Source organism: Kribbella jiaozuonensis (assembly GCF_005233875.1).
Taxonomy (GTDB): domain Bacteria; phylum Actinomycetota; class Actinomycetes; order Propionibacteriales; family Kribbellaceae; genus Kribbella; species Kribbella jiaozuonensis.
In genome coordinates, this window is record NZ_SZPZ01000002.1 from 1454742 (window position 1) to 1480689 (window position 25948).

Consider the following 25948-nt stretch of genomic DNA (forward strand, 5'->3'; position numbering starts at 1 on the left):
CGGGCACACTGAGGCCATGCTGTAACCGGGGAGCCACCAGGGGAGGCGCTGATGGGTGAGGAAGTCGACCGGGTCGAGTTCACCCGGGCGGACCGGACCGCGTTCCGGGGTCAGGTCCATCGCAATCTGGACGCCTTCGCGCGGATGCTGCGCGAAGCCCGGTTCGCGCCCGACCGGCCGATGACCGGGATCGAGATCGAGCTGAACCTGGTCGACGAGAAGTGCGACCCGGCGTTCAAGAACACCGAGGTGCTGAGCGCGATCGAGGACGACGCGTTCCAGACCGAGCTCGGCCAGTTCAACATCGAGATCAACGTGCCGCCCGGGCAGATCGACGGACTCGGCCTGGACACGATGGAAGCGAGCATCCGGGACAGCCTGAACGCCGCCGAGGACAAGGCTGCCCGGACCGGCTCGTCGATGGTCGTGATCGGCATCCTGCCGACCCTGCTGACCGAGCACATCCGCCGCGACGCGCTCAGCACCAACCCGCGGTACGCGTTGCTCAACGACCAGATCTTCGCCGCCCGCGGCGAGGACGTGCACATCTCGATCGACGGCGTCGAGCGCCTGCAGGTCACCGCCGACAGCATCGTCCCGGAGGCGGCGTGCACGTCGACGCAGTTCCACCTCCAGGTGACGCCGGAGGCGTTCCCGCGGTACTGGAACGCCGCGCAGGCGATCTCCGGCGTACAGCTCGCCGTCGGTGCGAACTCGCCGTTCCTGTTCGGCAAGGAGCTGATGCGCGAGACGCGGATCGCGTTGTTCGAGCAGGCCGCCGACACGCGCACGCACGAACTGAAGACCCAGGGCGTCCGGCCGCGGGTCTGGTTCGGCGAACGATGGATCACCTCGATCTTCGACCTGTTCGAGGAGAACTCGCGCTACTACCCGGCCCTGCTGCCGGTCACCTCCGACGAGGATCCGATCGAAGTCCTCGACCGCGGCGACACTCCGGCGCTTTCGGAGTTGCGGCTGCACAACGGGACGATCTATCGCTGGAACCGCCCGGTGTACGACGTTGTCCGGGAGAAGCCGCATCTGCGCGTCGAGAATCGTGTCCTGCCGGCCGGCCCCACCGTCGTCGACACGATCGCCAACGGCGCGTTCTACTTCGGCCTGGTCCGCGCGCTCGCCGACGACGAGCGGCCGATCTGGTCGCAGATGTCGTTCAGCGCGGCCGAGGAGAACTTCCACAACGCCGCCCGGAACGGGATCGAGGCCGAGGTCTTCTGGCCGGGCGTCGGTACGGCGCGTGCGACCGAGCTCGTGCTCAGACGCCTTCTGCCGTTGGCGGTTCGCGGTCTGGACGCGTGGGGTGTCGACGTGGCGGTGCGGGATCGATTGCTCGGCATCATCGAGCAGCGCTGCCTCACCGGCCGCAACGGAGCGTCATGGCAGGCCGATGAGTTCCACCGCCTGTATACAAAGGGGTCGCACGGTCGCAAGGACGCGTTGCGCGGGATGCTCCGCCGGTACCGCGATCACATGCACGAGAACACCCCGGTGCACGAATGGCCGGTCGACTGAACCGGTTAGCCCCCGCGATCCACGCAGGACAACGTAGGACAAGGACGGACGGAACCTTGGTCCTTCTGGCGGAACCCTTCCGATCTTGCCCAGGGCAACGGGCTGGGCAGGTTCTTGGGCGAGTTCGATAACGACCCGGACTACAGGGGTGGCGCGTTGGGTGACAGCCCTGCAAAGGTGTGGCCACCGGAAGGTTAGGCGGGCCCGCCGCGGGTAGTACTCGGGCACCGGCAGCCCTCCGTCACCGCCGCGACACAACAGGTGCAAATGCAGCGGATGCCGACCGCGGTCGGGAGCAGTATCGTTCGAGACGGGTCGACACACACCCGGAGGTGAGGCAGGGCGATGACGACCATCGTCGTGGGTTATGTGCCGAAGGCGGAAGGCCGTGCGGCTCTTCGGCGAGCAGCGGAGGAAGCGACGCTGCGCGACGCGAAGTTGGTAGTGGTGAACTCGCACCGGGGCGGACGCAGCTTCGACAGCGACGAGGCTGCGGCGAGTGATGCCGCTTTGACGGAAGTACGGGAGCAGCTCGACTCGACCGGCGTGCCCTACGAGGTGCGGCAACTGGTGCGTGGCCTGGACCCGGCGGAGGACCTGGTGGCCGTCGCCGAGCAGGTGCATGCGGAGTTCATCGTGATCGGGCTCCGGCGCCGCTCACCGGTCGGCAAGCTCATCCTCGGCAGCAACGCGCAGCGGGTGCTGCTCGATGCTCCGTGTCCGGTGCTCGCCGTCAAGGCCGAGGCTGAGTTGACCGAGGGAGGGGAGGACTGAGGTGACTTCGACACGCAGCAGGAAATTGTGCCTCGCACAGCAGCCCGACGCCGACGAGATGTTGAGCAGAGATCCGTTCGCCTTACTGGTCGGCATGTTGCTGGACCAGCAGATCCCGATGGAGCGCGCGTTCGCGGGCCCGGTCGCGATCTCGAAGCGGATGATGGGACCGTTCGATCCCGCCACGGTCGCGCACTACGACCCCGACGCCTTCGTCGAGGTGGTGGCCGGTCCGCCGGCCGTGCACCGGTTCCCGACCGCGATGGCGGCCCGGATCCAGACCCTGGCCAAACACCTGGACGAGCAGTACGGCGGTAACGCCTCGGCCCTCTGGTCCGATGTCAAGTCAGGGGACGACCTGCTGGCCAGGCTGTCGGCCCTGCCGGGCTTCGGCGCGCAGAAGGCGAAGATCTTCGTCGCGCTGCTCGGGAAGCAACTCAAGGTCCGCCCGCGCGGGTGGCGCGAGGCGTCCGAGCCGTACGGCGAGGACGGCGCGTTCAAGTCCGTCGCGGATGTGATCGACGTTGCATCGCTGGTGCGGGTGCGACAGTTCAAGCAGGAGCAGCAGGTGGTCCGCCAGCGGGTGGTGGCGCGGCCGCTGCGGCAGACACGCAACGGGTGAACACAGACGTATAACGGTTCAGCAGAAGGACGACCGACGACGTACCCTTCGAGTACCGAGCAGATCAGGCCCTTGCCGGCGCGGGAACGCCCGCCCGGCAGGGGCCTGAGTGCACCGTTCCGGGGGGTCGTGCGACGCGTGGCCTTGGTTCGCGGATTACAATGGACTGTTGCCGCCGCCTGACCAGCGAGCAGCCGCACAACGTAGTACTCACAGACTCAGCAACACCCGTAGCTTCAACAGTCGTACCGCCGTACAAACCCTGCGTCAGACGAGAGGTAATTCGTGTCGTCCAGCTCGTCCGAGAATCTTCCCGCCGAGCCGGCCCGGGCCGTGGCCGCCACCGCCCGCAGCACGGCTCCGAGGACCAGCGCCCGAGTGACCGATCCCGCTGCCAAGAAGGCGGCCGTGAAGAAGGCGGCGGTGAAGCCCGCCGGCACCAAGGAGGACGGTATCCCCGCGAAGAAGGCCGCTGCCAAGAAGGCTCCGGCGAAGAAGGCAGTGTCCGAGGCGGGTCTGGCGATCGACCCGAAGACCGGCAAGCCGCGCGCGCTCGATGAGGTGGACGAGTCCGACTTCCAGCCCGAAGCGGTGAAGGGGCTGGAGAAGGAGCTCACCGAGGACCAGGGCTTCATCGTCTCCGAGGCCGACGAGACCGACGAGCCCGAGCAGCAGGTGATGGTCGCCGGTGCCACCGCGGACCCGGTCAAGGACTACCTGAAGCAGATCGGCAAGGTCCCGCTGCTGAACGCCGAGCAGGAGGTCGAGCTCGCGAAGCGGATCGAGGCCGGCCTGTTCGCCGAGGAGCAGACCGCCGACGAGGCCGCCAAGCTCAAGGAGAAGGTCCGCGACGAGTACGAGTGGATCTCCGAGGACGGCCGCCGCGCCAAGAACCACCTGCTCGAGGCCAACCTCCGCCTGGTGGTGTCGTTGGCCAAGCGCTACACCGGCCGCGGCATGCTGTTCCTGGACCTGATCCAGGAGGGCAACCTCGGTCTGATCCGCGCGGTGGAGAAGTTCGACTACACCAAGGGCTACAAGTTCTCGACGTACGCCACCTGGTGGATCCGGCAGGCGATCACCCGCGCGATGGCCGACCAGGCCCGGACGATCCGTATCCCGGTGCACATGGTCGAGGTCATCAACAAGCTGGCCCGCGTCCAGCGGCAGATGCTGCAGGACCTCGGCCGGGAGCCCACTCCGGAGGAGCTCGCCAAGGAGCTCGACATGACCCCGGAGAAGGTCATCGAGGTGCAGAAGTACGGTCGCGAGCCGATCTCCCTGCACACTCCGCTCGGTGAGGACGGCGACTCCGAGTTCGGCGACCTGATCGAGGACTCCGAGGCGATCGTGCCGGCCGAGGCGGTCTCGTTCACGCTGCTCCAGGAGCAGCTGCACGCCGTCCTCGACACGCTGTCCGAGCGCGAGGCCGGTGTGGTCTCGATGCGGTTCGGCCTCACCGACGGCCAGCCGAAGACGCTCGACGAGATCGGCAAGGTGTACGGCGTGACCCGCGAGCGGATCCGCCAGATCGAGTCGAAGACCATGTCGAAGCTGCGGCACCCGTCGCGCTCGCAGGTCCTCCGGGACTACCTGGATTGATGTCATGACGCAGTGGATCGCCGGCGTGCTCGCGCTGGTGATCCCTGTGCTCAGCACGCCCTCGCTGGCCGCCGCCGTGTTCACGGCGGCGGCCGTCGTGTTGCTGGCAGTCGTCGTCGCCTCTGCGCGACGCCCGCCTGCCTCGCCGATCCCGGCGCGCGTCAGCGCCACCCGGGCCAACGCCCGGCGTACCGCTTACCTCGCCCTCCGGGATCCCGACCTCGCCGGCCGGCCCCGACCACGAGCACCAGGGCAGTAGCGCTCCACCTCGCTACCTGTTCCTACACACTCGTGGAGTCTTGCTGTGCCTTCTTTCCTGGAGGCACCGGTCGCCGGTGCCTATCACTTGCTCACGTCCCTCGTCTCGACCCTCCAGCCGCTCACCGGCGCGTACGCCGCGGTGATCGCGATCGTGTTGTGCACCCTCGTCGTACGTCTGTGTCTTGTCCCGTTGAGCGTGCGCGCCCAGCGCGGGCTCAAGGCGCGGGCGGCGATGATGCCGCAGTTGAAGCAGTTGACCGAACGCCATCGGGGCAACCCCGAACGCCTGCAACGTGAGGTGGCGAAACTCCAGTCGGAGTCCGGTACGACGCTGTTCGCCGGGTTTCTGCCGACGCTCGCGCAGCTGCCGTTCTTCTGGTTGATGTACACGCTGTTCTCCCGCTCGGTGGTGGCGGGGGAGTCGAACCAGTTGATCAGCGGGAGCCTGCTCGGTGCGCCGCTCGGCGTGCACTGGCCGATCTTCGCCGGTACTCCGGCGTTCGTCGTGGTTGCTGTTCTGCTCGCGGTCGTCGCGTGGTTCTCGGCGCGCTACCAGGTGCGCCAGCTCGACGCCTCGGCGACGACGTTGTCGCGGCGGGTTGCGCAACTGCTGCCGTACGGCACGATCCTGACCGTCGCCTTCGTGCCGCTCGCGGCCGGTCTCTACCTACTGACGACGACCGCATGGACGGTGGTCGAACGGATGATTCTGAACCGCTGACTTTCGTTGCCACCCTTCGGCCAATTCTGCTACCGTCTTTATTAAAGCCGGTTGCATAACAGGTTTGGGGCCGATGGACACTGTGCGAGGCGCGAACCAGGCCGCCTGTCTGCGTTTCCTGGCCGACGCCGACGATGCACAGACGGTCGGCGTCATCAGCGCCGGGACCGGGCTCTCCCGCCCCACGGTGCACGCCGTACTCGACGATCTCCTCGAGGCCGGACTGGTCGAGCCGACCGAACCGTCGACTGCGGGACCAGGCCGCCCGGCGCGAGCCTTCCGGTTCGCCCGGGAGGCCGGTCTGGTGGCCGGCGTCGACCTCGGCCCGCGCGGCGTACGGGCGATCATCTGCGACCTGTCCGGTCGCCGCGTGGCCTATACCGAGCTCAAGCAGGAGCCGACGCCGGACCTGATCCAGCACGCTGTCCGGTTTGCGGCCGACGAGACTGGCGTGGACGTCGGGAGCATTCGCGCGGTCGGCGTCGCGCTGCCCGGTGTGATCGAGCCCAACGGCTATCTGCGCGCCAGCCTCGCGCTGCCCGAACTCGTCGGCCTGCAGATCGCGGACGTGGTCGGGCAGGACCTCGGCAAACCCGTTGCTGTAGACAACGACATCAAGCTCGCAGCGCTCGCCGAACAGCGCGTCGGCGCCGGCCGCGGGTACTCCGATGTCGTCTACCTGCAGATCGGTCAACGCCTGTCCGTCTCGATCGTCCTGAACGGGGTGATCCGGCAAGGACGGCACCGCCTCGCCGGTGAACTCGGTGCGCAGCGCGGCATGCGCTGGACCCGGAACGCCCAACGGGGACAGCTGATGTGGGCATCGCACCCGACCGGCGAGGAAGTGCTGACGGCTGCCGCTGAGGGCGATGCCGGCGCGCAGGCAGAGATCGAGGACTTCTGCGCGCAGATCGCGGCGCGCATCGCGACCGTGCTGCTGACCGTGGACCCCGAGGTTGTCGTCGTACGGGGCGGGCTCGCGCGGGACAGCGGCGTACTGCTTCGACCGCTGGTGGCGGCGGTCGAGAACGAACTGGTTTTCCCCGAGCGTCCGCCGTTCGTCGCCTCTGCGCTGGGGCGCGAGGCGGTGGTGCTCGGGGCGGTCGGCAACGCGTTCGACCGGTTCGGCTCGGACATCTACGGCGTCAAGGACTACCCGAGTCCCTGGCATCGCATTCCCCTGATCACTGAGAGGACCACCACGTGAAGCTCGGAGTCAGCTCGTACTGCTTCCGCTCGCTCATGACGAGCGGCGAGATGGACCTGATCGGCGTCCTGGACTGGGTGGCGGCCTCGCCGGCCGGCCACATCGAGGTCGCCGCGATGGACGGCGAGTACTACCTGGAGAACCCGGATGTCGTGAACGACACGGCCAAGCACACCGAGGAGGTCGGCGTACCGATCGTGAACTACCTCGTGAGCGGCGACCTGCGGACCGCGGACGACAAGGAGATCGATCGGCTCCGTCGGCAGCTCGACGTCGCGCACCGGTTCGGTGCCCGGATCTTCCGGCACGACGTCGCGCCGTGGTCGTGGCGCGAGCAGGACCCGGGGGAGTTCGAGACAACGTTCGCCAAGGTCGTGGAGGGATGCCGGGCGGTCGCTGACCACGCCGCCGAGCTGGGCATCACGTCGACGATCGAGAACCACGGCTTCTTCATGAACGGGAGCGACCGGCTGGCGCGGCTCGTCCACGCCGTCGATCGCCCGAACTTCCGCGTCACGCTCGACCTCGGCAACGGCCTGTGCGTCGGCGAGGTCCCCGGCAAGACCGCTGCCGGCCTGATCGACCTCGCTGCGTCCATCGGCGTGAAGGACTTCCACATCCGCCGGTCGGCGGGCGACGGCTGGCTGAAGACGCTGGCCGGCGACTACCTGCTCGGCACGATCTCGGGACACGGTGATGTGGACCTGGCCGGCCTGCTCGCACTGGTCAACACCAAGCCCGACGTGCCGGTGAGCCTCGAGTTCGAGGGCTTGGAGCGCACGCCGGACGCCATCGAACGCTCCCTCAACAACATCCTCAGCCTGGCAGGAGCCGCCTGACATGACGACCCGTATCGCAGTGATCGGGGTTGGCGCGATCGCGACCCAGCACCTGATCTCGTACCAGAAGAACCCGCAGGCCGAGCTCGTGGCCGTGTGCGACATCGACCAGGCGCGGGCCAAGGCGCGCGCCGACGAGTTCGGCGTACCGCGGGCCACGGATGTCGTCGACGAGATCCTCAACGATCCCGGCGTCGACGCGGTCAGCATCTGCGTGCCGAACCTGCTGCACGCCAAGATCGCCGAGGCCGCGCTGCGGGCCGGCAAGCACGTGCTGGTCGAGAAGCCGATGTCGGTCACGGTTGCCGAGGCCGAGGCGCTGGTGAAGGCGACCAAGGAGACCGGCAAGGCTCTGCAGATCGGCTATGTACGGCGCTTCGCCCCGAACGCGCTGGTCACGAAGCGGTTCCTGGACGAGGGCGAGTTCGGCAACATCTACGCGGCGCGGGCGACGATCATCCGTGCCGCCGGCAACCCGGGTGGCTGGTTCGGTGACGTCAACGTCTCCGGTGGCGGGCCGCTGATCGACCTCGGCGTACACATCATCGACCTGTGCTGGTACTTGATGGGTATGCCGACCCCGGTCTCGGTGTCGGGCGCGACGTTCTCGCCGCTCGGGGCCCGCGACAACATCCAGCACCTGACCCGGTACCGCGCCGCGTCCGAGACCAAGGTGAACAACGTCGAGGACTACGCGACCGCGCAGATCCGGTTCGAGGGCGGGGCGGTCCTCGACGTGGACACGTCGTACTCGCTGCACGCGCGGAACTCGACGAGCGTGAAGATCCACGGCGACAAGGGCGGCGCGGAGATCGAGCCCGAGCTGCTGATGATCACCGAGCGGCACGACACCCTGCTGCACATCCAGCCGCAGATCGACTCGCTCGGCTTCGACTTCCAGGTCGGATTCGCGAACCAGATCGACCACTTCCTGCAGATCTGCCGCGGCGAGATCCCGGCCGACGCAACCGCCGAACAGGGCCTGGAGATGGCCCGCATGCTGAGCGGAATCTACGAGTCCGCCAGGGTCGGCGCCGAGGTGACGATCACTCGCTGAGCAGGCGCCGCGGCTGAGCCTGGTCAGGGGCGGTCAGGTTCAGCCGCGGTCAGCCTTCCGGTGCGGTTCAAGCGAGGAGCGCCGTCGTGATCGTTTCGGCGTTCTTCTCGAGCCAGGTCTGGCGGTGCCTGATCTTGTCGCCGACCCCTTCGCTCCACATCCGCTGCCAGCCGCCGCCGAGGATCTCCGCGCGGTACTTCATCGTGTGCCAGGAGCGCTCATCGCGACGGATCGCGAGGTCGATCAACCGGCTGCGGTCCGGATCCTCGAGGCCGTAGGCGTCGGCGAGGAGGCGGCAGCGCCGCGGTTGGTCGAGACCTCGGAACTGCGGATCGAGATCGGCGTCCTCGCCGAAGGGCGCCCACCACAGCATCAGGTTCACGACCTCGCCGGCGCGGCTCACCGGCCGGAGCATGTCGAAGTCGATCAACGCGTACGCCCGTCCGTTGCGGAAGACAACGTTCTCGGGGGTGACGTCCTGATGGCCGATCAGCTCTGGCGGGTCGTCGAGCTCAGGCAGGCCGGGTGGTTCGATCGGCGCCGGCAGGTTCTGCGGGATGCCGAATCCTTCGACGGCGTCGTGGTACGCGCGCAGCAGCCGCGCGAGCGACAGCGCCCGCTCCTCGTCGGCGATCCACGGCGGGCGCGGACGACCGGCGACCTCGCCGTCGATGTACGTGAGTACTTCGCGGCCGGCGGAGTCGACGCCGAGGTACCGCGGTGCTCCGTCGAAGCCGACCTTCTCGAGGTGCAGCAGGACGTCGCGGACCAGTTCGTCCCGCTCGCCCGGCGGCCGCCGTACCGTGTCGCCGACTCGGACCAGTCCCTCGGTCACGTCGCCACCGACCAGCGGGATCTCTTCGCCGTCCTCGATCACTACTGCCTCCTGTTGCTGATCTGGCAAAGATGTTTGCTTGCTGGGTTGGGGTCAACGCAGCATCTTCACATGACGACCGAGGAACTGTCCGAGGATTATTGGAATTCGTTCTACGCCGAGCGCGACCAGGTCTGGAGCGGCGAGCCGAACGTGGTCCTGGTGGACGAGGTGTCCGACCTGACGCCGGGGCACGCGCTCGACCTCGGCTGCGGCGAGGGCGCGGACGCGATCTGGTTCGCGCAGCAGGGCTGGACGGTAACCGGGGTCGACATCTCGTCGGTCGCATTGGGCCGGGCGGCACAGCATGCTCAAGACGCGGGGGTCTCCGATCAAATCGACTGGGAGCAGCACGAGCTCGGGCAGTCGTTTCCGTCGGGCTCGTTCGATCTGGTGTCGGTGCAGTTCCTGCATTCGAAGACCGAGCTGCCGCGGGATGCGATCCTGCGCAGGGCGGCGGGCGTGGTCGCGGCCGGCGGCGTACTGCTGATCGAGGGGCACATGGGGTTCCCGCCGGGGGAGCACAACCCGCACCCCGACATCCATTTCCCGACTCCGGACGAGGTGATCTCGGGCCTCGACCTGGTTGAGGGCGAGTGGGAGACTCTGGTCAGCCGGGTACACGACCGGGCGCAGGTGATGCGTGACGGCGAGCTCATCAATCGGCGCGACTGCACGGTCAAACTCGGCCGCCGGTGAGCTGTTCACCTGGCGGTCACCAAGGGAGCTGACGCTGGGAGCATGAACACCCCTGACCTGGTCCAAGAGCTTGGCTTCCGCGTCCTCGACGAGGAGGACGACGACCCGGTGCTGCTGCGTGCCGACGGTACGCCGGTGGACACCTGGCGCGAGGGTTATCCGTACGGCGAACGGCTGCCGCGGGAGATCTACGACCGGGACAAGCGACTGCTCCAGATCGAGCTGCTGAAGCTGCAGTACTGGGTGAAGCGCTCGAAGCAGCGGCTGGTGATCGTGTTCGAGGGTCGCGACGCGGCCGGCAAGGGCGGGACGATCAAGCGGTTCATGGAGCACCTGAACCCGCGCGGCGCGAGCATCGTCGCCCTCGAGAAGCCGACCGACCGCGAGCAGACCCAGTGGTACTTCCAGCGGTACGTCGCGCACCTGCCGGCCGCCGGTGAGATGACGATGTTCGACCGGTCCTGGTACAACCGCGCCTGCGTCGAGCACGTGATGGGGTATTGCGACCAGGAGCAGTACGAGGAGTTCATGCGGCAGGCGCCGGAGTTCGAGCGGATGCTGGTCCGGTCGGGCATCCTGCTCGTCAAGCTGTGGTTCTCGGTGTCGCAGGCGGAACAGCAGACCCGCTTCACGATCCGCCAGATCGACCCGGTCCGCCAGTGGAAGCTGTCCCCGACCGACCTCGCGTCACTGGACAAGTGGGCGGCGTACACCGAGGCGAAGGAGGCGATGTTCCACTACACCGACACCGAACACGCCCCCTGGACGGTCGTGAAGAGCAACGACAAGAAGCGCGCCCGCCTGGAGGCGATGCGCCACGTCCTCAGCCTCTACGACTACACCGACAAGGATGTAGAACTAGTGGGCCAGCCCGACCCCAAGATCCTCGGCCCCGCCGCCCAGGTCCTGGAACACGGCGAAACCGCCAACCGAACCTTCCCGAAGCTGTAGCTCAGCTGGCGGGGCTGCCGAACCAGCGGGTGAGGTGGGTGTTCAGGTCGTGCTGGTTGTCGCCGAGCCAGGCGATGTGGCCGTCGGGGCGTAGGAGGATGCCGGGGGCATCTATTGGTGCGGAGGGATCGGCCAGGTAGTCGACCCGGTCTGACCAGCCGTCGATGGTGAGGTGTTCGGTGCGGTCGAGGAGCATGCCGCGGCCGTGGTGCAGTAGGCCGTAGAGGTCGCCTTGCTTCGTTTCGATGTCGCGTTGGTGGCGGCCGAGCAGGTCGGGGCCTTCGCCGAAGTTGTACCGGATGTCGATCGCGGTGATCTTCTCGATCAGGTGGCGGTTCACCTGGTCGAAGTTCATGAGCTCGGTGAGCAGTCGGCGTACGGCCTGTGGGCCGGGCTCGGTGGAGAGGAGTTCCAGCTGGGCGCGGGTGTTGTCTAGCACGTCCTCGGCGACCGGGTGACGTTCGGACTCGTAGGTGTCCAGGAGTGTCTCTGGTGCCCAGCCGCGGACGTGTGCGGCCAGTTTCCAGCTGAGGTTGAATGCGTCCTGAATGCCCAGATTCAGGCCCTGTCCGCCAGTCGGTGGGTGGATATGTGCTGCATCACCCGCCAGCAGCACCCGCCCGACCCGATAACGCTCGGCCAACCGAGTGGCGTCTCCGAAGCGGGACATCCATCGTGGGGAATGCACGCCGAAGTCGGTGCCTGCGATGGCGTTCAGCTGTTGCTTGAAGTCGTCGAGAGTGGGCGGCTCGGCGCTGACTCCCGCGACGGGGATGACGACGCGATAGATCCCGTCAGCGAACGGCGTGACGCTGAAGGTCTTGTATGTCTCGCGAACCTCGGTCACCTTGGCAGCGAGCTCCTCCTGCGGCACGTCCAGCTCGAGCTCGCCCATCAGCGTCTCGTTCCGCGAGGGCTCGCCGGGGAAGCCGACTCCGAGCAACTTGCGGACGGTACTGCGGGACCCGTCGCAGCCGACGAGATACCGCGACCGCAGCTGCTGCCCGTCGTCCAGCTGCACCGTCACGTCGTCGTCGCCCTGCTCGAAACCGACTACCGCAGAACCCCGCCGTACTTCCGCGCCCAGGTGGATCGCGTGGTCCTCAAGCAGCTGCACGACGACCGGCTGCGGGATGCCCAGCAAATACGCGTGGGCGGAATCCAGACCCGCCGGCGCGGGCTTGTTGATGGCGCCGAAGAAACCACCGGCCGGACGTTTCCTGCCACGTTCGAGCATGCGGTCAAGGAGGCCGCGCATTGCCATCAGCTCGAGGCTGCGAATGTGCAGACCGACGATTCGGACGAAGGACGTGGGCTCGGTTTCCTTGTCCAGAACCAGTACGCGAACGTCGTGCAGCCGCAGCTCAGCGGCCAGCATCGCGCCGGTCGGACCGCAGCCGGAGATGATGACGTCGAAGGTGTCCATAGGTGTTGCCTTTCCGGAGTGCCTGGTGGCGCTCCCGGCGACACCTACACCAATCGCCCAACCGTGACGGCAAGGGGGAGCACCCACATCGATACAGCATTCATGGATCCCACCTCCTCAAGCCTCGTCACAGTCATCAGAAAGCTACATCACCCCCGTCCACCACGGTCGAACGGCTCACCCATCGGCTGACGGACAAGCTCAATGCGCTGAACCTGCCGCCACCGATGCAGCGATCCGCTAGCCGCACCTCGCTGGTCGCACGGCTCGGCGCCGGGCCGGCTGAGGGCTCGGCCAGCCGCTCGGGTCGGTTATCTATCGGGCCATCAATCCGGAGCATCTGCCCAGGATTCAACTCGGGAGTCGCTGCGGGCGCGGACCGGCGCATCGGCCCGGGAGTCGGCCCGGGAGTCGGCTCGGGAGTCGGTGCGGGCGTGGACCGGAGCGTCGGCCCGGGAGTCGGCTCGGGAGTCGGTGCGGGCGTGGACCGGAGCGTCGGCCCGGGAATCGGCTCAGGAGTCGGTGCGGGCGCGGACCGGAGCGTCGGCCCGGGAATCGGCTCAGGAGTCGGTGCGGGCGCGGACCGGGGCATCTGCCCAGGAGTCGGTGCGGGCGCGGACCGGGGCATCTGCCCAGGATTCAACTCGGGAGTCGATGTGGGCGCGTGCCGGGGCATCGGCCCGGGAGTCGGCTTGGGAGTCGGTGTGGGCGCGTGCCGGGGCATCGGCCCGGGAGTCGGCTCGGGAGTCGGTGCGGGCGTGGACCGGAGCGTCGGCCCGGGAGTCGGCTCGGGAGTCGGTGCGGGCGTGGACCGGGGCATCTGCCCAGGATTCGGCTCGGGAGTCGGCGCGGACCGGAGCGTCGGCCCAGGAATCGGCTCAGGAGTCGGTGCGGGCGCGGACCGGGGCATCGGTCCGGGAATCGGCTCCGGGATCGGCCCAGGGGCCAGCCGCGGGATTGGTCTGCGGATCGGACCAGGGATCGGTGGGTGGAGGGGGTGGGGGATCGGGCCAGGGGTTGGGGTGGGGTGGGTGGTTCTGGGGGGCTGTGGGTGGTGTGGGGGTGGTGGGCTGCGGGTTGCCCCAGATGGCGAAGGTGGTTGTTTCGTGGAGGGATGAGGTCAGGTCTGGTGGTGTTTTCGCGTCGAGCGGTGTGGCGTGGTTGGGGCGGTCTGCCCAGGTGGGGCGGGAGACGGAGACCTTGCCGTGGGTGATGGTGATGGTCCAGTCGCCGGCGTGGAGGTCGATGTGGTGGCGGCGGCAGAGGAGCGCGAGGTTGGAGATCTTGGTCTCGCCGCCGTCGATCCAGGACACGAGGTGGTGCGCGTCGCACATGATCGGCGGGGCACCGCAGACGACGCAGCCTTTGTCGCGCGCGTTGAGGGCGCGGCGCATGGCGCGGGTTACGAGGCGTTCGGAGCGGCCGACGTCCAGTGGTTCGGAGTTCGATCCGAGGACAAGCGGGAGAATCCTCGCGTCGCAGGCGAGGCGCCGGATCGTGGCAGCGGACAGGCCGTCGCCGTACACGGTGTCGCCGATCGCGTGCGCCGCAGCAGACTTCAGATCTTCGAGATCGATGGTGACGGTGATGTTCGCCTTCGCTCCGAACCCTGGAACCAGACCGCCCGGCCCATCGGTCGGTCGCACGGCGCAGTGGGTGGCGTCACCTCCGGTCTGGCGAGATGGAATCGTCCCAGGCTGCGTCGCATCGGTGGGCACCGCTCCCATTGCCGGTGCATTGGTCGGTCGCGTGGCGCAGTCGGTGACGTTACCTCCGCTCTGGCGAGATGGAGGCATGCCCTGCTGCGTCGCATCGGTGGCCACCGCCCCCGGTGTCGGCGCATTGGTCGGTCGCGCGGGGCAGTGGGTGACGTCGCCTTCGGTCTGGTGAGCTGGTGGCGTGCCCGGCTGGGTCGGATCGGGCGTCGGGGTGGAAGGGCTGGGGGTGGTGGTGTCCATCGTGGTGGCTGCGATGGTCAGGGCGGTGGTGAGGGCGTCGGCCTGGCGCTTGTCGCGGGGGCGGGGGTCGAGGTCGCCGTCGGTTGTTTTGTGTGGGCGGGCGCCGGCGTGGATCAGGCTTCGGAGGAGTTCGGCGTTCTCGTTGGCGAGGTAGCCGCGGAACGTCACGCCGTTGGGCGCGGTGGAGAGGGTGAGCGCCTCGCGCGCGTACGCCTTGTGTTCGTCGGGCTCGGGCCCGTCGGTGTCGAGGAGATCGCGGACGCGTTGTCCGGCCTTGCGGAGCTCGGCCGGAGACAGGTGGCGAGCCAGGCCGACGAGCTCGCGTTCGGCGACGTCGATGTCCTCGATCGGCACGGTGTCCGGCACCCGCTCGAGCGCGGACACGATCGCGTCGGCCTGTGCCGGACGCAGGTACTCCGTCGCCTCGTCTTGATCGACGTCAGGCAGTCCTGCGGACACGGCTCGGTACTTCGGGAGCGCCTTCGCCAGCCGGACATCGCGGCGAGCCTCGGAACGATCCAGTCGGTAGCGAAACGCCAGCAGTTGAACGGTGTCGTGGGCACCGATCTCTTCGGCGTACCCGACCGTGTCCAGACCGGCAATCACCTCGAGGCGCTGCGTTTGCAGGCGAGCGAGCAGCGCGTCGAGCTGGTCGAGAGTCGACAGCATCTCGCTGCCACTCATCGACCAGACCGGTCGCCCAACCAACTCCATGCAGCAAACTCTAGACACGACCACCGACAGTTCTCAAACCCATAACCCCTTTAATCCAAGGGATTTCAGCTATCCACACTCGCTGATCCTGTGGATGTTGCCTTCAGCAACATAGTGCGCAGAGCGTCGGCGACGGTCGATCGGATCGTCCGCGAGGAGTACGCCGGCGAGACTGCGGTCAGCGTGGTGAATATCCGGACGGGACATACCGCGATGCCGGGGGTGGGTGGGGTGCGCGCGGAGTAGTCGTGCCGAGGAGCGTAGGGACGAGACAACTGCGTGGCATGCGGGGGACTGCCCGGGCGCGGGAGCTACTGGTTCAGGGGTAGGTAGATGGTGAAGGTGGCGCCGTGAGGGACCGTGTTGGTGGTGGTTACTCGGCCGTTGTGGGCGGCTACCAGGGCGGCGACTATGGAGAGGCCCAGGCCGGAGCCGCCGGTGGTGCGGGTTCGGGCGGTGTCGGCTCGGTAGAAGCGTTCGAAGACTCGGGCTTTTTGTTCGTCGGAGAGGCCGGGGCCGGTGTCGGTGACCTCTAGGACGGCTTCGTTGCCGCGGGTGCCTACCGACACCGTGATCGGTGCGTCGACGGGGGTGTAGTTGAGGGCGTTGCTGACCAGGTTGCCCAGGACCTGGCGGAGACGGGCTTCGTCGCCTTCGACTACGGGAGCTTCCGAGTCGGGCAGGATCGTGAGTGACAAACGCCGGTCGGGCTGGATGGCCTGGGCGTTGTGGAGTGCGTCCGCGGCGATGGGAAGCAGGTCGACGGACTCCATCCGAAGCGGCCGCTGCTGATCCAGGCGCGCGAGCAACAGCAGGTCGTCGACGAGCAGGCCCATCCGCTTCGCCTCGTCCTCGATCCGGCGCATGGTGTCCGAGTCCGTCGTGTCGCCACGCTGCCGCGACAACTCCGCAAATCCGCGGATCGACGTCAACGGCGTACGCAACTCATGCGACGCGTCCGCCACGAACCGCCGCATCCGGTCCTCCGACTGCCGCGCAGCCTCCTCCGAACGTCGGGCCGTGTCCTCGGACCGCCGTGCCGCGAACTCCGACGCCGTCCGCTGCGCAAATGCAGTCTCGATCTGACCGAGCATCTGGTTCAGCGCCAAAGACAACCGCCCGACCTCGGTCCGCGGATCCCGTTGCGGTACGCGCCGACTCAGATCCCCGCCCGCGATCGCCACCGCGGTGTGCTCGACATCCTCCAGCCCGCGCAGACTTCGCCGTACGACGTAAGTCCCGACGCCGGCCAGCAACACCAGCAGGATGACCCCCGCAGCGACCTGGATCCCGACGAGCCGCTGGATCGTGTGGTCCATCTCCTTGAGGCTCTGCGCCACCATGACCGACCCCTGACCGTCATCGGTCGGCACAGCCAACACTCGCCACTTGGCGCCACCCGAAGCGGCGTCCACGTCGAACGACTTCCCGTTCAGCGCCCGGACCTGGTTCAGGTTGAGCGTCGGCAGCTTCGGCAACGGCTCCGTCTCGGCCAGCCGCGCCCCGACCGGGCCGTTGTCGCTGGCACCCTCCGAGTCGTTGAACTGCACCACGAACTGACTCGGCAGCTGCCGCCGCGCCGGCCCGCCACCAGGCGGCAGCGGGCGCCGATCGGGCTGGACATGTGACAGCGGCATGGCGGTCTGCTGCAGCTGCTCGTCGACGCGGTCGATCAGGTATCCGCGCATGATCGTCGTCGCCAGTACGCCGGACGCGCCCAGCGCGACGACCACCAGCGCCAGCAGAACGACGACGATGGTGACGCGCAACGGGTACCGGTCGGCGAACCGCCGGTGGGTCTGTTGCATCAGTTGGGGCCTCGCGGGGTGCGCAGGACGTAGCCGACCCCGCGGACGGTGTGGAGCAGCTTCTGGTCGCCGGTGTCGACCTTGCGGCGCAGATACGACATGTACGACTCGACCACGCCCGCGTCACCGGCGAAGTCATAGTTCCACACCGCGGACAGGATCTGTCCCTTCGACATCACCCGCTCGGCGTTCTCCAGCAGGCACCGCAGCAGCTTGAACTCGGTCAGCGACAGCTGGACCGCCTGGCCGCTCTTGAACACCTCGTAACTGTCCTCGTTCAGCTCCAGGTCCGCATACCGCAGTACGGCGGCCTCGGTCGTCGTCTGCTCGCGGTGACCGGACCGACGCAGCAGCGCACGTACCCGCGCGACCAGCTCGTCCAGGCTGAACGGCTTGGTCACGTAGTCGTCGCCGCCGGTCTGGAGGCCGAGCACCTTGTCCTCGACGGCATCACGCGCGGTGAGGAACAGCACCGGCACATGCCGGTCCTCACCACGGAGCCGGCGGACCACCTCGAACCCGTCCAGGCCGGGCATCATCACGTCGAGCACGACCAGGTCGGGCTCCACGTCCCGCGCCTTGCGCAGCGCCTCGGCGCCGTGGGTCGCCGTGGTCACGTCGTACCCGGCGAAACGCAGACTTGCGGACAGGAGCTCAACGATGTTCGGCTCGTCGTCGACCACCAGCAGATGCGGACTCATGCTCACAGTGTGCAGCCGGTTCCCATGTGAACCCTGGAAGATTCCTGGCAATCACCTGTGAGTCGTCCGCACCCACTCACCGCGGGCCGTGCTTGAAACCCCATTTCTGGCCGGCCGCGTCGCGCGCCGTACCGTCGTTGATGGTGGTCGCGGTCGCGGTGTTGTCCGCCACCACGGCACTCACACTGACCGTGCTGCCGGTCTTGATCGACGAGATGCCGTCCCGGGCCGAGTTCACCAGGGTCTCGGCGGCGACCTTGTACGTCCGGCTGTAGCCGTCGTCGCTCTTCACCGTGATCGAGTCCTTGCTGACCGCGGTCACCGATCCACGCTGCGTCGCGACGGTCTGGTATCCACCGCCGTCCTTCGGTACGACGAACTCGCCGTGCAACGCGCCGCCGAATCCGAACTCACCACGCGCGCCGAAGCCCTTCCCGGGCCGATCCGGCTTCTGCTGCTGACCGGGCGTGGACGGTGACGCCGAGGGCGACGGCGTCGGATCCGCGTTGGTCGCCGCCCAGGCAACCCCGCCGGCGGTAGTCGTTGCGGCAACCGCGGCCACGGTGCCGATGAGCCGCCATCGCTTCTGCGAAAGCTTCATCCTGCTGCGCCTTCCGTACTGCGTGCCGGGCCGTCACCTGGCACTGGGTCTTTCAACACTGCACCAGGCAGCTGTGACGAAGCTCCGGTGCGCCTAAGAATCAGCTGGCAGTTCAGACATGAATCAGACGACGATCAGACGACGAACAGCACAGCGACCAGCCAGAGCGCCGCGGCCAGCGACGTACCGATGAGCTCGATCAGCATCGACACGCCGGTTTCCTTCAGCGCGTGCTTGGTGGAGGTCCACGCGGCGGCGTGTGTGCGCAGCCGCTGCAGCTCGGAGATGTAGACGCCGACCGGGAAGCCGATGAACATCCCGACCACCGGGATCACGAAGAACCCGACGATGCCGAGCAGAACCCCGACGATCATCGAGCGGCGCGGTACGCCGGCCTCGCGGAGCCGCCGCTCCGGTACGACGTACTTGACCACCTGACTGGCACCGATCAGGACCACGGTGATCGCGAACACGATCCACCCGGTCGCACTGTGCTCGAAGATCGCCCAGACCAGGATCGCCGCCAGGCTCAGGATCGCCCCGGGCAGGATCGGCACGACGATGCCCACGATCCCGACGAAGATCGCGATCCCGACCAGAACGGTCACACCAGTCTCCACACCCACACTCTGCCGTAAACCGAGGCCTTTAGGGTGGAGACATGTCCCCGCTCCACGAACTTGTCACCGCTCTGGCCGCCCCGTGGGTGGTTCTCTCGCCTCGATCCGGTCAGCTCACCGGCACCGGCGCCGAGGGGGTGTACGCGCGGGACCGGCGAATCCTGTCCCGACTGAGCGTCACAGTCGACGGCCGGGAACCGATCCCGGTGCACGTCGACGAACGCGACGCGGCCACCCATCAGTACGTCGCGATGGTCGAGGGACTCGGCGACACCCGGCACGACCCGACCGTGATGCTGTACCGCACCCGCACGGTCGACAGCGACGGCATGACCGAGCAGATCACGCTGGTGAACCGTTCCTGCTCCACGATCGAGGGCCGGCTGGATGTTGCCCTAGGCACCGATCTGGCCGGTACGGCGGCGGTCCGCAGCGGCGCGGCCGCGAGCCTGCCGCAACTCGCGGCGCTCCCGGACGGTCCCGGCCGTACGCGCTGGGAGAGCGACGACACGAGCGTCGTCGTCACCGCCGATCCCGGGCTCTCGGCGACGCCGCGGCTGGAGCCGGGGGAGGAGTTCACCCTCACCCTGCGCGTCACCGCAGACTTCCCGAAGTCGACCACCGGTTTCTCGATCGAGCCGCCCGCCGAGCGCACGCCGTACGACGTCACTGTCCACTGCGACGACAAACGGGTGGACCGCTGGATCGACCGCTCGCTCGAAGACATCAGCGCACTCCAACTGGCCGCCGCCGACGACCGGTACCTCGGCGCCGGCCCGCCCTGGTACCTCACGCTCTTCGGCCGCGACTCGTTGATCTCGTCCGGCATGCTGATCCCGGTCGATCCGGCCCTTGCCGCCGGCACCCTCCGCGCGCTGGCTGCCTGGCAGGGTACGAAGGTCGACGCCGAGTCGGCCGAGCAGCCCGGCAAGATCCCGCACGAACTGCGTGCCGAGGTCGCGGACCACGGCGGTGGCCTGGTCCTTCCCGCGGCGTACTACGGCACGCACGACGCGACCCAGCTGTGGATCACGACGCTGCACAAGGCCTGGCGCTGGGGCATGCCGGCCGACGAGGTCCGCGACCTGCTGCCGAACCTGCAGCGCGCCCTCATCTGGATGAAGGAGTACGCCGATCCGGACGGCGACGGCTTCCTCGAGTACGTCGACGAGTCCGGCCACGGCCTGGCCAACCAGGGCTGGAAGGACTCCGCGGACGCAGTCCAATGGCCCGACGGCACGCTCGCCACAGCACCGATCGCGCTGTGCGAAGTCCAGGGCTACGCGTACGCCGCCGCGGTGAAGGGCGCGGAACTGCTCGAGGCCCACGGCGAGTCCGGTGACGAGTGGCGCGAATGGGCGGTGGCGCTGCAGGAACGGTTCCGCAAGACGTTCTGGGTCGACGGCTACCCGGCGATCGCACTCGACGGCGCGAAGAACCCGGTCGCCGGCCGGGCGTCAAACATGGGCCACCTCGTCGGCACCGGCCTGCTCGATGCCGACGAGGAGCAAGTGGTCGCCGACGTCCTCGCCGGCGCCGACCTGAACAGTGGGTTCGGCCTGCGAACGTTGTCGACGGCAATGACCCGCTTCAACCCACTCGGCTACCACACCGGCAGCGTGTGGCCGCACGACACCGCGATGACGGTCCAGGGCCTGTTCGCGACCGGCCAGTCCGACGTGGCGTCGTCGTACGTCGAGGGCCTGATCCGCGCGGCCGAAGCGTTCGGCTACCGACTGCCCGAGCTGTACGGCGGGCGCGGTACGGCCGAGGAGAACACGCCGACGCCGTACCCGCTCTCGTGCCGTCCGCAGGCCTGGGCAGCCGCGTCCGCTGTTGCCGTAGTCGTCGCTGCGCTCGGCATCGAGCCGGACGTCCCAGGCGGCACCCTGGTGATCAACCCGGCGGAGTCGATGCCCTGGAACACTCTTGAAATAAGGGGTTTGCGTGTCGGCGGCGAGACGTTGTCCGTGCGCCTCGACGGCGACGAGCTGACCGTGCTCGAGGCGCCTCAGAGCGCGGTGATCAGGGCGAACGCCGACAGGCCGAGGTAGATCGCCGCGACGACGAGGTTCCGTGCCCGTCCGGTCGTGCGGACCGATCGGAAGCGTCGGCCGATCGCATCGGCACCGACGGCGTACGAGAGATCGAGGACGAGGCCGATGAGCATCGCGCCGACGCCGAGCAGCAGCATCTCGGTGCGAAGCTGGTCGGGTCCGGCGCCGCGGGTGGTGAACTGCGGGAGAAACGCGAGGAAGAACAGCGCGGCCTTCGGGTTGAGCAGATTGACCACGACGCCGTCGCGGAACACTCGCCCCAGCGGTGCCGGTGCAATGCCGTTGAGCTCGGCGCTCGATGCCCTGAGTGTCTTGATGCCGAGGTAGGCGAGATAGAGCGCGCCGGTGACCGTGATCGCGGTGAACAACGCGGGCGAGGCCTTCACCAGTGCGGCGAGACCGAGTGCAGTAACGACGATGTACACGAGCGTCCCGGTCTCGACCGCGAGCGCGGAGACTACGCCGGCACGGCGTCCCTGGGTGAGGCTTCGCAGCGAGATGTACAGGTTGTTCGGCCCCGGCATCCCGACCAGCACCACCGTCGCGCCGGCGAACCCCAGCACCTGACCGATTCCCATGCGGACTAGCCTGGCGGCGCGAGAAGCAGTCCACCCGAGCCAATTGGGGGAGAAGTGGACCGTTCTGGAGACCCCTTGGCCCTGGCTCACCTGATCGGCCACCGGCTGACAGGCCGCTCCGGTGGCCTGTACCGCCGGCTCGCCGACGAGATCGCTGCCCTGATCGGCTCGAGTGAGCTCCCGGTCGGCGCACGCCTCCCGGCAGAACGCCGGTTGGCCGAGTCGCTCGTGATCAGCCGCTCGACGGTCGTCGCGGCGTACGACGAACTCCGCGCCCGCGGCCTGGTTGAGAGCCGGCGTGGCAGCGGTACGACGGTGGCACGTGCGGCCGGGCGTGGCCGTTCACGAGCGGACAAGCACATGCCCACCGGGTACGGCGAGTCGCTGTTCCACCGGATCACGGTCGGCCCCGGCGAGGTCATCTCGCTGACGTACGCCGTCGATCCCGGCCTGCCCGAACTCTCGTCGGAGCTGATCGACCTCGCATCCACCGAGCTACCCGCACTGCTCGGGGACGTCGGCTACCACCCACGCGGCCTCCCGGTACTGCGCGACCGCATCGCCGACCACTTCACCGACGGTGGACTGCCCACGTCGCCCGACGAGATCGTAGTGACGACCGGCGCACATCAGGCGATCGCGCTGGTGACGCAGATGTACCTCCGCAACGGAGCCGCGGTCGCGATCGAGCAGCCCAGTTGGCCCGGCTGCTTCGACCTGTTCGGGGCGGTCGGCGGGCGAGTGGTCGGCGTACCACTGGATGATGCCGGGATCCGGCCCGACCTCCTGGAGGCGGCGTTCGCTGAGCATCAGCCTGCGATGTTGTTCGTGATGCCGACGTTCCACAATCCGACCGGCCGGTTGATGTCGGCGAACCGGCGCCGGCAGGTCGCCCTGCTGGCCGCGCGGTTCGGCGTCGTCGTCGTCGAGGACAACGCGTACTCGGCGTGGGACCCGTCCGGGCCGGCGATCCCTCCACCGCTGGCGGCGTACGCGCCGGACGATGCGGAGGTGCTGACGATCGGGTCGGTGTCGAAGGCCGTGTGGGGCGGTCTGCGGATCGGCTGGATCCGCGCGTCGCGACCGTTGGCGGAGCGGCTGGCCCGGCACAAGGCGTTGGCCGATCTCGGCAGTCCGTTGATCGATCAGGCATTGACCGCGCGATTGCTGCCGCGGCTGGCGGACCTCACCGCGACGCGGGCGCGGTTGGCGACGGCGCGGAAGAAGCTGATGGGGGAGTTGCTGACCGCACGTCTGCCCGAATGGGAATGGTCTACACCGGTCGGCGGGTCCGCGCTGTGGATCCGGCTGCCGGATACGGACGCGCGAGTCTTCGCCCAGGTCGCGTTGCGGCACGGTGTCGAGGTGGTGGCGGGCCAGGCGATGGATCCGTCCGGCTCGCACGACGACTACCTACGGGTGCCGTTCGCCTACTCCGAACAAGTGCTTGATGATGCGGTGACCCGGCTCGCGCGGGCCTGGCAGGAACTGCGGCGGCACGGCCCGGGTCCCGGAGTACCTGTCGTGTAAACGGAAGGATGGCGGTCACCCGTCGGGGTGAACCGCCATCGAAGCCTGTATGACTTTGGCGCCGCCGTTGGCGCGTTTGGAACAGCCTTGGGGGTTACCGCTCTTCTTCCGCGGCGACCGTCTGGGTGGCTTCGAGCCGACCGGTCTCGTCGTGGATCGTGATCGCGATGTCGCGCAGCTTCTCCGAGTGCTCGCGGCCGTGGTGGGCGCAGAAAAGTAGCTCCCCACCGCTGGTCAGGGTGACTCGGACGTAGGCCTGCGCACCGCAGCGGTCACAACGATCCGCGGCCGACAGGGCCGAACTCGGGGCGAGTGCTGTAGTCATTGAGGCCTCATCTCATCTAGTTCCGTACTCACCAGATAGCAACATCCTGACACGCGGATCGCTTCCCGGTGGGGACAACGTGTCCGTATGTGAGACGAACCACCTGTCCTCGTATGACGCTTGTTGACGGGGAATCGTTTCGTGAACGGCGGATTTTGTGGTGAGCCACGGAGGCTGGGTGCTTCTTCTCTCACTGTGCGCCATGATGTCGTCACCGTGTGCTGAGAATCGGAGTGTCGTACGCCACTTCGAATCGAGTCCGGATCGATACCTGTCGCATCACCCATCTCCTGTGCCCAGCTGCATGCTTGCACGGGCCCCGCCTGCCGCGTTTTGGGGGTGCGGCCGCATAGGCTGTCTGTGTCAGTGTGTGAACCAGTGAAGGAGCCCTGTGGCCGCCCCGACGCCTCGCAGTACCGAGATCGACCCGGCGTACAACGCCCGCCATCTGCTCGTCCTCGAGGGTCTCGAGGCCGTCCGGAAGCGGCCCGGTATGTACATCGGGTCGACCGACAGCCGCGGTCTGATGCACTGCCTGTGGGAGATCATCGACAACGCCGTCGACGAGGCCCTGGCCGGCTTCGGCGACCAGATCGACGTCGTGCTGCACAAGGACGGCTCGGTCGAGGTGAAGGACCGCGCCCGCGGCATCCCGGTCGACATCGAGCCGAAGACCAAGCTCAGCGGTGTCGAGGTGGTCTTCACCAAGCTGCACGCCGGCGGCAAGTTCGGCGGCGGTTCGTACAACGCGTCCGGTGGTCTGCACGGTGTCGGCGCCTCGGTGGTGAACGCGCTGTCCGCGCGGCTGGACGTCGAGGTGGACCGCGGCGGCACGATCTGGACGACGTCGTTCCGGCGTGGCGTCGCAGGCGAGTTCGAGGGCGAGGGTGCGAATGCCTCGTTCACCCCGGCGAAGGGGCTGCGGAAGGCCGGCCGGGCGAAGAAGGGTGTCACCGGCACCCGGATCCGGTACTGGGCGGACCGGCAGATCTTCACCAAGGACGCGGCGTTCAACTACGACGAGCTGGTGACCCGGGCGCGGCAGACGTCGTTCCTGGTGCCGGGGCTGCTGCTGGTGATCCGCGACGAGCGTGGCGACGAGGTCACCGAGGAGCACTTCAAGCACGACGGCGGGATCAGCGAGTTCACCGAGTTCCTCGCGACCGACCAGAAGGTGACCGACGTCGTCCGCCTGACCGGGACCGGCCACTTCACCGAGACCGTCCCGATGCTCGACGACGCCGGCCACATGACGCCGTCCGACGTCGAGCGCGATCTCGAGGTGGACATCGCGGTCCGCTGGGGCGACGGGTACGAGACCGAGCTGCGGTCGTTCGTGAACATCGTGGCCACGCCGAAGGGCGGCACCCACGTCAACGGTTTCGAGCGCGCGCTGTCGAAGAGTTTCACGAACGCACTTGATGGCACCCGACTGCTGAAGAGCGGCGAGGAGATCATCAAGGACGACGTGCTCGAAGGCATGACCGCGGTCGTGACCGTCCGGCTGGCCGAGCCGCAGTTCGACGGCCAGACCAAGGAAGTTCTCGGCACGCCGGCGGCGTCACGGATCGTCGCCAAGGTCGTGCAGTCGGAGCTCGAGGCGTTCCTGACGTCGACGAAGCGTGAGCACAAGGCACAGGCGCGCGCCGTACTGGAGAAGGTCGTTGCCGCGTCACGGACGCGGGTGGCCGCTCGTCAGCACCGGGAGTTGCAGCGGCGCAAGACCGCGCTGGAGTCGTCGGCGCTGCCGGCCAAGCTGGCCGACTGCCGCAGCAACGACGTCGACCGGTCCGAGCTGTTCATCGTCGAGGGTGATTCGGCCCTCGGTACGGCGAAGCTCGCGCGCAGCTCGGAGTTCCAGGCGCTGCTGCCGATCCGGGGCAAGATCCTCAACGTGCAGAAGGCGTCCGTCGGCGACATGCTGAAGAACGTCGAGTGCGCGTCGATCATCCAGGTCGTCGGCGCCGGCTCGGGCCGGACGTTCGACCTCGAGCAGGCGCGCTACGGGAAGATCATCTTCATGGCGGACGCCGACTCCGATGGCGCCCACATCCGCTGCCTGCTCGCGACGCTGTTCTTCCGGTACATGCGGCCGCTGGTGGAGGCGGGGCGGGTCTATACGGCCGTGCCGCCGCTGCACCGGTTCGAGCTGACGAACCCGAAGAAGGGCCAGGAGAAGTACCTGTACACCTACAGCGACGCGGAGTACCAGCGGAAGACGGCCGAGCTGATGAAGAAGGGCGTCCGCTGGAAGGAGCCCCCGCAGCGCTACAAGGGTCTCGGTGAGATGGACGCCGACCAGTTGGCGGAGACCACCATGGACCCGCGGCACCGCACGCTCCGCCGGATCACGGTCGACCACGCGGAGGAGGCGGCCAAGGTCTTCGACCTGCTGATGGGCAACGACGTCGCACCCCGCAAGGAGTTCCTGGTCCAGGGGGCGTACGAGCTGGACGAGAACCGCATCGACGTCTGAGGCTTGGCGGGCTCACG

The 25948-nt window shown here is 68.0% G+C and carries 24 protein-coding genes; 15 read left to right on the forward strand and 9 right to left on the reverse strand.

What is annotated here, in order from left to right; all coding sequences use genetic code 11:
- Positions 1-51: 51 nt before the first annotated feature.
- From FDA38_RS18545 to FDA38_RS18585, 9 genes are all read left to right on the forward strand, one after another.
- Positions 52-1530, forward strand: a complete 1479-nt coding sequence (locus tag FDA38_RS18545) for a glutamate--cysteine ligase family protein (RefSeq protein WP_137255257.1) — start codon at positions 52-54, stop codon at positions 1528-1530.
- A 345-nt stretch (positions 1531-1875) separates the two neighbouring features.
- Positions 1876-2304, forward strand: a complete 429-nt coding sequence (locus tag FDA38_RS18550; protein ID WP_137255258.1) for a universal stress protein — start codon at positions 1876-1878, stop codon at positions 2302-2304.
- Between the two features lies 1 nt (position 2305).
- A complete protein-coding gene (locus FDA38_RS18555) occupies positions 2306-2926 on the forward strand; it encodes an HhH-GPD-type base excision DNA repair protein (protein WP_137255259.1) in 621 nt (206 codons plus the stop codon).
- 285 nt (positions 2927-3211) lie between these two features.
- On the forward strand, positions 3212-4528 hold the full coding sequence (locus tag FDA38_RS18560) for an RNA polymerase sigma factor (RefSeq protein WP_134116434.1): 1317 nt from the start codon (positions 3212-3214) through the stop codon (positions 4526-4528).
- Between the two features lie 4 nt (positions 4529-4532).
- Entirely contained in the window at positions 4533-4787 is a 255-nt protein-coding gene (locus FDA38_RS18565; protein WP_137255260.1) for a DUF6412 domain-containing protein, read from the forward strand.
- Positions 4788-4832: 45 nt separating this feature from the next.
- Positions 4833-5510, forward strand: a complete 678-nt coding sequence (locus FDA38_RS18570; RefSeq protein ID WP_137255261.1) for a YidC/Oxa1 family membrane protein insertase — start codon at positions 4833-4835, stop codon at positions 5508-5510.
- 73 nt (positions 5511-5583) lie between these two features.
- The gene (locus FDA38_RS18575; protein ID WP_137255262.1) at positions 5584-6717 is read left to right on the forward strand and encodes an ROK family transcriptional regulator; all 1134 of its coding nucleotides are present in this window, start codon (positions 5584-5586) and stop codon (positions 6715-6717) included.
- Positions 6714-7556 carry a sugar phosphate isomerase/epimerase family protein gene (locus FDA38_RS18580; RefSeq protein ID WP_137255263.1) on the forward strand — a complete coding sequence of 281 codons (843 nt, stop codon included), beginning with the start codon at positions 6714-6716 and terminating at the stop codon, positions 7554-7556. The genes FDA38_RS18575 and FDA38_RS18580 overlap by 4 nt, the downstream gene beginning before the upstream one ends.
- Position 7557: 1 nt before the next feature.
- Positions 7558-8613: a Gfo/Idh/MocA family protein gene (locus FDA38_RS18585; RefSeq protein ID WP_137255264.1), complete on the forward strand. Its 1056-nt coding sequence runs from the start codon at positions 7558-7560 to the stop codon at positions 8611-8613.
- Positions 8614-8680: 67 nt separating this feature from the next.
- On the opposite strand, the gene FDA38_RS18590 is transcribed toward FDA38_RS18585, so the two are convergent.
- Positions 8681-9490: a phosphotransferase gene (locus FDA38_RS18590; RefSeq protein ID WP_137255265.1), complete on the reverse strand. Its 810-nt coding sequence runs from the start codon at positions 9488-9490 to the stop codon at positions 8681-8683.
- Positions 9491-9559: 69 nt separating this feature from the next.
- On the opposite strand from FDA38_RS18590, the gene FDA38_RS18595 reads away from it, so the two are divergent.
- Both FDA38_RS18595 and ppk2 read left to right on the forward strand, forming a co-directional pair.
- Positions 9560-10186, forward strand: coding sequence for an SAM-dependent methyltransferase (locus tag FDA38_RS18595; RefSeq protein WP_137255266.1), 627 nt, complete (start codon positions 9560-9562; stop codon positions 10184-10186).
- 42 nt (positions 10187-10228) lie between these two features.
- Positions 10229-11137, forward strand: coding sequence for a polyphosphate kinase 2 (gene ppk2, locus FDA38_RS18600; protein ID WP_137255267.1), 909 nt, complete (start codon positions 10229-10231; stop codon positions 11135-11137).
- 1 nt (position 11138) lies between these two features.
- On the opposite strand, the gene FDA38_RS18605 is transcribed toward ppk2, so the two are convergent.
- Together FDA38_RS18605 and FDA38_RS18615 are read right to left on the reverse strand one after the other, a co-directional pair.
- The gene (locus FDA38_RS18605; RefSeq protein WP_137255268.1) at positions 11139-12563 is read right to left on the reverse strand and encodes an FAD-dependent monooxygenase; all 1425 of its coding nucleotides are present in this window, start codon (positions 12561-12563) and stop codon (positions 11139-11141) included.
- Between the two features lie 878 nt (positions 12564-13441).
- Positions 13442-15235, reverse strand: a complete 1794-nt coding sequence (locus FDA38_RS18615) for an HNH endonuclease (RefSeq protein ID WP_137255269.1) — start codon at positions 15233-15235, stop codon at positions 13442-13444.
- A gap of 114 nt (positions 15236-15349) precedes the next feature.
- Between FDA38_RS18615 and FDA38_RS43425 the strand changes: the two genes are divergently transcribed.
- Positions 15350-15481, forward strand: coding sequence for a hypothetical protein (locus FDA38_RS43425; RefSeq protein WP_267901754.1), 132 nt, complete (start codon positions 15350-15352; stop codon positions 15479-15481).
- A gap of 65 nt (positions 15482-15546) precedes the next feature.
- Here the strand turns inward: FDA38_RS43425 and FDA38_RS18620 are convergent, their stop codons facing one another.
- The 4 genes from FDA38_RS18620 to FDA38_RS18635 form a co-directional block, all read right to left on the reverse strand.
- Positions 15547-17043, reverse strand: coding sequence for a sensor histidine kinase (locus FDA38_RS18620; RefSeq protein ID WP_137255270.1), 1497 nt, complete (start codon positions 17041-17043; stop codon positions 15547-15549).
- On the reverse strand, positions 17043-17744 hold the full coding sequence (locus FDA38_RS18625) for a response regulator transcription factor (RefSeq protein WP_130385800.1): 702 nt from the start codon (positions 17742-17744) through the stop codon (positions 17043-17045). The genes FDA38_RS18620 and FDA38_RS18625 overlap by 1 nt, the downstream gene beginning before the upstream one ends.
- 76 nt (positions 17745-17820) lie before the next feature.
- Entirely contained in the window at positions 17821-18345 is a 525-nt protein-coding gene (locus tag FDA38_RS18630) for a hypothetical protein (RefSeq protein ID WP_137255271.1), read from the reverse strand.
- A 134-nt stretch (positions 18346-18479) separates the two neighbouring features.
- Entirely contained in the window at positions 18480-18965 is a 486-nt protein-coding gene (locus FDA38_RS18635; RefSeq protein WP_137255272.1) for a DUF456 domain-containing protein, read from the reverse strand.
- A 41-nt stretch (positions 18966-19006) separates the two neighbouring features.
- Between FDA38_RS18635 and FDA38_RS18640 the strand changes: the two genes are divergently transcribed.
- The gene (locus FDA38_RS18640) at positions 19007-21019 is read left to right on the forward strand and encodes an amylo-alpha-1,6-glucosidase (protein WP_137255273.1); all 2013 of its coding nucleotides are present in this window, start codon (positions 19007-19009) and stop codon (positions 21017-21019) included.
- On the opposite strand, the gene FDA38_RS18645 is transcribed toward FDA38_RS18640, so the two are convergent.
- On the reverse strand, positions 20977-21600 hold the full coding sequence (locus tag FDA38_RS18645) for a LysE family translocator (RefSeq protein ID WP_137255274.1): 624 nt from the start codon (positions 21598-21600) through the stop codon (positions 20977-20979). The genes FDA38_RS18640 and FDA38_RS18645 overlap by 43 nt on opposite strands.
- A gap of 75 nt (positions 21601-21675) precedes the next feature.
- On the opposite strand from FDA38_RS18645, the gene FDA38_RS18650 reads away from it, so the two are divergent.
- Positions 21676-23130 (forward strand): aminotransferase-like domain-containing protein, encoded by a 1455-nt coding sequence (locus FDA38_RS18650; protein ID WP_233714783.1) that lies wholly within the window; start codon positions 21676-21678, stop codon positions 23128-23130.
- Positions 23131-23224: 94 nt separating this feature from the next.
- Here the strand turns inward: FDA38_RS18650 and FDA38_RS18655 are convergent, their stop codons facing one another.
- A complete protein-coding gene (locus tag FDA38_RS18655; protein ID WP_134100067.1) occupies positions 23225-23455 on the reverse strand; it encodes a DUF7455 domain-containing protein in 231 nt (76 codons plus the stop codon).
- A 391-nt stretch (positions 23456-23846) separates the two neighbouring features.
- On the opposite strand from FDA38_RS18655, the gene FDA38_RS18660 reads away from it, so the two are divergent.
- Positions 23847-25931 (forward strand): DNA gyrase/topoisomerase IV subunit B, encoded by a 2085-nt coding sequence (locus tag FDA38_RS18660; protein ID WP_137255276.1) that lies wholly within the window; start codon positions 23847-23849, stop codon positions 25929-25931.
- Positions 25932-25948: the final 17 nt, after the last annotated feature.